The sequence below is a fragment of the Aliidongia sp. genome, assembly GCF_035943795.1.
Lineage (GTDB): Bacteria > Pseudomonadota > Alphaproteobacteria > ATCC43930 > CGMCC-115725 > Aliidongia.
Genome location: NZ_DASZBY010000151.1, coordinates 1 through 5568, shown reverse-complemented (window position 1 = coordinate 5568; position 5568 = coordinate 1). Strand labels below are relative to the sequence as shown.

Annotated in this window: 6 protein-coding genes; 5 read left to right on the top strand and 1 reads right to left on the bottom strand. The window is 65.8% G+C overall.

Features of this window, described 5'->3' with window-relative positions; all coding sequences use genetic code 11:
* The coding region (locus VGV37_RS29015) for a TonB-dependent receptor plug domain-containing protein (protein WP_326883345.1) at positions 1-333 on the bottom strand (333 nt) is incomplete at its 3' end.
* 322 nt (positions 334-655) lie between these two features.
* Here VGV37_RS29015 and VGV37_RS29010 point away from each other — a divergent pair.
* The 5 genes from VGV37_RS29010 to VGV37_RS28990 form a co-directional block, all read left to right on the top strand.
* Complete coding sequence (locus VGV37_RS29010) at positions 656-1363, top strand: XRE family transcriptional regulator (RefSeq protein ID WP_326883344.1); 708 nt, start codon at positions 656-658, stop codon at positions 1361-1363.
* Positions 1364-1550: 187 nt separating this feature from the next.
* On the top strand, positions 1551-2690 hold the full coding sequence (locus tag VGV37_RS29005; RefSeq protein WP_326883343.1) for an FAD-binding oxidoreductase: 1140 nt from the start codon (positions 1551-1553) through the stop codon (positions 2688-2690).
* Positions 2687-4144, top strand: a complete 1458-nt coding sequence (locus VGV37_RS29000; protein WP_326883342.1) for a M81 family metallopeptidase — start codon at positions 2687-2689, stop codon at positions 4142-4144. The genes VGV37_RS29005 and VGV37_RS29000 overlap by 4 nt, the downstream gene beginning before the upstream one ends.
* Before the next feature lie 45 nt (positions 4145-4189).
* A complete protein-coding gene (locus VGV37_RS28995) occupies positions 4190-4636 on the top strand; it encodes an ester cyclase (protein ID WP_326883341.1) in 447 nt (148 codons plus the stop codon).
* Between the two features lie 370 nt (positions 4637-5006).
* On the top strand, positions 5007-5568 hold a 562-nt coding region (locus VGV37_RS28990), incomplete at its 3' end, for a TauD/TfdA dioxygenase family protein (RefSeq protein WP_326883340.1).

The following is a 5568-nucleotide window of genomic DNA, read 5'->3' as shown; positions in this document are numbered from 1 at the left end:
GACCGTGACACCCGATCCGGCATTGCCGGTCGTGATGCCGCGCAGGGTGACGCCGGACTGTCCCGGCCGGGTCGTCTGTTCCGACAGGCCTGGCACATATACCGAAAGATGGTCGAGGTCCTGCACGCCGAGCGACTGGAGCTTGTCGCCGCTCAACGCCGTGACCGACGCCGGAACGTCCTTCAGCTTTTCCTCGCGCTTCTGCGCGGTGACCACGATTTCCTCGGTGGCGGGCGCCGCCGGCTTGGTGCCGGCGACGGGGGGCGTGCTGGGATCGGTCGGCGCCGTCTGCGCCAGGGCCGCGATGGGCGCGCTGGCGATCAGCAGCGCCATCGAGCTTACGAGAGTGCGATGGCGTGCGAGCGCCGTTCCAGCTATTTGCCCCATAATGTCCCCTGTTCGCCTGCCGCTCATGGCGCTTCGTCTTTGATCGCGAAGCCGGACATGAGCCCTGGTTTGAAATTCATGTTCATGAAGGGGGATATTTTTCTTATCGTCAAGTATTTTTCACATTTGTGAGGAACCGTCAAAAACATCGCCCTTCCGATCGCGACGAATCGGGATGCCAGGCAAAATTCCTTGAAATTCCGCGATTCTTGGGGTTTTCTCTTTGGCAAATAACTGAAAAACCTCGACCGAAAGGTGAATGCGGGACATGGCGATACACGGGCGCAGTCCGAAGGATGACGGCGGCGATTCGGGCTCGGGTGCGCCGAACGGCCGGCTCGGCGAGGCGCTGCGTCAGTTGCGGCGGCAGAATGGCTGGACCCTGGCCGACATGAGCGAGCGCACCGGCCTGGCGATTTCCACCCTGTCGAAGGTCGAGAACGACCAGATGTCGCTGACCTACGACAAGCTCACGAACCTGAGCGAAGGCCTGGGCGTCGACATCACGTATTTCTTCTCGGCCCAACCGATGGAGCCGCCGCCGGCGATGGCGGTCATGGCCCGGCGCAGCATCAACCGCACGGGTGACGGCGAGCATATTCTGACGCGGCACTACGAGCATTGGTACCCGAGCGCCGATCTTTCGCATAAGCGGATGGTGCCGATCATCGCCGAACCCAAGGCGCGGACGCTCGAGGAATTCGGCGAATTGCTGCGCCATCCCGGCGAGGAATTCGCCATGGTGATGGAGGGGCGGATCGCGCTGCATACGGAGTTCTATGCGCCCGTCATCCTGGAAAAGGGCCATTCCGTCTATTTCGACAGCACCATGGGGCATGCCTACCTGGCGGCCGACGACGGGCCGTGCCGGCTGCTGTCGGTCTGCTCCGGCACCGAATCGGAGCTGAAGCGGCTGGTGAGCAGCGACACGCCACCCCCCAAGCCTCGCTCGTCCTCGCCGAGAAAGAAGCCATAATTTTTACCTTCGGAAAAAATTATTGACCCAAGAGAAAAACAAACTCATCCTCTCCCGGTGCAAGGATCGGCCGTTTCGGCGAATCCGCTGACGGGAGGAGATCACATGAAACGGAACTGCGATCGGCACGAGACGGCGCCCCGCCGTCCGGTACGGGCCTGACCATCGGCAGCCCGGTCTCCGCATCATGCACCAATTCGATTTCCTGATCGTCGGCGCCGGTATTGCCGGTGCCGGTATCGCCCTCGAGCTTGCGGGAAACGCCCGGATCGCCGTTCTGGAGCGCGAGGCGTTCCCCGGTTACCACACGACGGGCCGGTCGGCGGCGCTGTTTTCCGAAAGCTACGGCAACGCACCGATCCGCGCGCTCACCTCCGGCAGCCGGGCATTCTTCGAGGCCCCGCCCCAGGGGTTCACCGAGCATCCGCTGGTGACGCCGCGCGGATGCCTGTTCATCGCCCGCGAGGATCAGCTGGCGGCGCTGGAGGATCATCGCCGCATCAGCCCGCCCAGCGTCGAGATGCTCGATCGTGACGCGGTCCGCCGGCTCATCCCATCGCTGCGGGCCGACTATCTGGCGGCAGGCCTGCTGGACGCCTCGGTGATGGATATCGACGTCCACGCACTGCACCAGGGCTTCCTGCGCGGCGCCCGGTCTGCCGGCGCGCGCCTGGTGACCAGCGCCGAGGTCGAGGATGTCTCACGCCGCGACGGCGTCTGGCAGGTCACGAGCACGGCGGGTGCGTTCGCGGCTCCCATCCTGATCAACGCCGCCGGCGCCTGGGCGGAGGAACTGGGCGCCATGGCGGGAACCCGCCCGATCGGCCTCACGCCGCTGCGCCGGACCGCCCTGTTGATCGATCCGCCCGCCGATCTGGCGATCGGGCACTGGCCGGCGGTGATCGACGTGGACGAGGAATTCTATTTCAAGCCTGACGCCGGCAAGCTGCTGGTGTCGCCGGCCGACGAGACGCCAAGCGTGCCGTGCGATGCCCAGGCCGAGGAGCTCGACATGGCGCTCGGCATCGACCGGATGCAGAAAGCCATCGACCTGCCGGTGCGCCGCATCTCGCGCTCGTGGGCGGGCCTGCGCAGCTTCGTCGCCGACCGCACGCCGGTCGTGGGCTTCGATCCCCAGGCCGAAGGCTTCTTCTGGCTTGCCGGCCAGGGCGGCTACGGCATCCAGACCGCCCCCGCCATGGCACGCCTTGCGGCAGCCCTGGCGCGCGGCGAGCCGGTTCCCGGCGACCTGGTCGCGCTCGGTGTCGACCGCGCCGCCTTGTCCCCCGCCCGATTGACCGCTGCGCTCCAAGGAGCCGTCCGATGAAATTCCTTACCGCCCAGTTCGCGACCGAGACGAACACCTTCTCGCCCCAGCCGACCGGGCGCCTGGCGTTCGAGGAATATGGCATCTTCCACGGCGACGCGAGCCGGGCGGCACCCGAGGGCAATGGGCTGATCCTGGCGGAATGGCGCCGTCTGGCCGAGGCCGATGGCCATTCCGTGGTCGAGAGCATCGCCGCCTTCGCCCAGCCGGCCGGCCGGACGATCCGTGCCGTCTATGAGGAATTGCGCAACGAGATCCTGCGCGATATCGACTTGGCGCTGCCGCTCGACGGCATCCTGCTCATGCTCCATGGCGCCATGGCCGCCGAGGGTTACGACGATTGCGAGGGCGACCTGATCGAGCGGGTCCGCACCCTCGTCGGCCCCGACGTGGCGATCGGCGTCGAGCTGGACCTGCATTGCCATTTCACCGAACGCATGCGGCGTTCGGCCGACGTCATCATCGCCTTCAAGGAATATCCCCATATCGACGGTGTCGACCGCGCGCGGGAGCTCTATCGGCTGACCCTCGACACCGCCGCCCGCCGGATCCGCCCGGCGACCGCCGTCCACGACTGTCGCATGGTCGGCCTGTGGCACACGACGCGCGAGCCGATGATCGGGTTCGTGAAGCGGATGCAGGCGCTCGAGGGCCGGGACGGCATCCTGTCGGTCTCGTTCGGCCACGGTTTCCCCTGGGGAGACGTGCCGGAGTCCGGTGCCAAGCTTTGGGTCGTGACCGACAACGATCCGGCCCTGGCCGAGACGACCGTGCGGCAGTTGGGCCGGGAGTTGTGGGACATTCGCGAGGAAACGCGGCCGATCTCGCTCTCGATCGACGCGGCGCTCGACCGGGCGCTGGCGATCGACGGCGGGCCGGTCGTGCTGGCCGACGTCGGCGACAATCCGGGCGGAGGCGCCCCCAGCGATTCGACATTCGTTCTGCAACGGCTGATCGACCGCGGCATCGGCAATGCCGTGCTCGGCGCCTTCTGGGACCTCGGCGCCATCCACCTGTGCCGGGATGCGGGCGTCGGCGCCGCGATGGACCTGCGCCTGGGCGGCAAATGCGGCCCGGCCTCGGGCAATCCGATCGACCTCAAGGTCACGGTCCGCGCCATCGCCGAGCATCATTCCCAGGGCGATCTCGACGGGCGAACCCCGATGGGCACGGCGGTCTGGATCGAGACGGCCGATCGCATCAGCCTGCTGCTCGTGTCGGTGCGCGGCCAGGTGTTCAATCCCGACGCCTTCACCGGCCTCGGCATCGACCTCGCGTCGCGCAAGCTGATCATCGTGAAATCGACCCAGCATTTCCACGCGGGCTTCGCCCCGCTCGCCCGCGAGGTGCTGTATGTCACCTCCCCCGGCGCGCTCCAGCTCGAATTCGAAGCAATCCCCTACCGCCTGCGGGACCTGACCTACTGGCCGCGCCTCGCCGATCCGTTCGCCTGAACCGGGCGGGGGAAATCTCATGCGGTGCGAGAAGAAGGAAATTCCATGTCGCGTGAAGCAAACAGCCGCCTCGTCCTGTCGCTCCACGAGCTTTGGAACGCGGGTGACCTGAGGGCGGTCGAGCGGGTCTATCATCCTGCCTTCGTCGCCCATTTCCCCGACAGCTCGAATTTTCCCCACCGCGAAGGGCTGGACCAGGTCCGCACTGGCATCGCGCGCATCCATGAGGCCTTCCCGGACTGGTTCGAGGAAGTCCAGGACCTGCTGGTCGACGGCGACAAGGTCGTGACCCGTTATCTCTCGACCGGCACCCATCGGGGCGAGTTCTACGGTCTGGCGCCGACCGGACGGCGGATCGCCATCCGGGAAATCTCGATCTACCGCATCGACGGCGATCGCATCGCCGAACAATGGTGCATGCTCGACGAGTTGCAGCGCCTGCGCCAACTCGGCATGATCGACGGCTTCGCCAAGGCGGCCGACCGGGTCTGAGCGGAAACGCTCGCCGATCTCCCGGGCAGATCTGCCTGGGACACATTATCCTCGATGACATCGACGATCTGACCCTCCGGGCGCGCTGGTGCCCGGAGGGTCCTCGTTTCTTCGTCCGACTCCCGATCAAAATTTCAGCGCAGCAAAATATTCTCCGCCGGGTTGCCGGCGGGGATGGATTGTCTCTAAACGCTGCTTTCTTTGAAATTGATCGCTGAGGGAACGCTCTGTAACGTTTCCCGAATGAAGACCGACAAACCTCAATAATATTCGCCGACTCTTCCAAGATATAGACGCGAGTTCTCCGCCTATTTTCTGGCGAATGCTGAGTCTCGACTTCATTTCCCCATTCCCAGCGGAGGGAATCTCCATGTCGCAATTCTCGATCAATCCTGAAGCCGTGAATACCAACCATCGCGCGGATCTTGCGGACGACATCGCCATCCATCCGATCGCCGGCAAGATCGGTGCGGAAATCCGCGGCGTGGCGCTGTCGGGCGATCTGCCGGTCGACACCCAGGAGGCGATCCGCCAAGCGCTGCTGCGCTACAAGGTGCTGGCGTTCCGCGGCCAGCATCAGCTGGACGACCAGGGCCAGCAGGATTTCGCCCGCGGCTTCGGCGCGTTGGTCGAACATCCGACCCAGCCGTCCCGGCCGGAGACGGCGATCCTCGAGCTCAACTCGACGCGCGGCGGCGGCCGGGCCGATCGCTGGCACACCGACGTCACGTTCGTCGATGACTATCCGGCGATCAGCATCCTGCGCGGCGTGGTGGTCCCGCCCCAGGGCGGCGACACGATCTGGACCAATACCGAAGCCGCCTACGCCGGCCTGACGCCGGAGTTGCAGGCGCTCGCCGACCAGCTGTGGGCGCTGCACAGCAATCTCTACGACTATGCCGCCGATCGGCCCGCCGCCTCGGCCGCCGACC